The organism is Paraburkholderia sp. SIMBA_030 (assembly GCF_046535245.1).
GTDB lineage: Bacteria > Pseudomonadota > Gammaproteobacteria > Burkholderiales > Burkholderiaceae > Paraburkholderia.
Window position 1 is genome coordinate 1 of sequence record NZ_JAWRXB010001846.1, and the last position, 229, is coordinate 229.

Below are 229 nucleotides of genomic sequence, written 5' to 3' on the forward strand. Positions count from 1 at the left end.
AAAGCGGCCACGCCTATTAAAGGAGAAAGACGATGTGGTATTTCGCATGGATCCTCGGCCTGCCGCTCGCAGCCGCCTTCGCTGTCCTCAACGCCATGTGGTACGAGCTGATGGACGACGAAGCCAAGAAGAAGAAATCCTGAGCTTCACGAATTGAGACGATGCCGGGCGCCACAATTGCCGCCCGGCATCCCGCACACCTGGCACAAGCCTTGCTTCATATCATTCG

General features: G+C 56.8%; 1 protein-coding gene. It reads left to right on the plus strand.

Features of this window, described 5'->3' with window-relative positions:
- The first annotated feature begins 32 nt into the window (after positions 1–32).
- Positions 33–143, plus strand: a complete 111-nt coding sequence (cydX, locus tag SB772_RS46370; RefSeq protein WP_112388881.1) for a cytochrome bd-I oxidase subunit CydX — start codon at positions 33–35, stop codon at positions 141–143.
- The last annotated feature ends 86 nt before the right edge of the window (positions 144–229 follow it).

What these genes read in the sequence shown, in the direction of transcription:
- cydX (WP_112388881.1), top strand. Translation starts at nt 33, where the DNA reads ATGTGGTATTTCGCATGGATCCTCGGCCTGCCGCTCGCAGCCGCCTTC.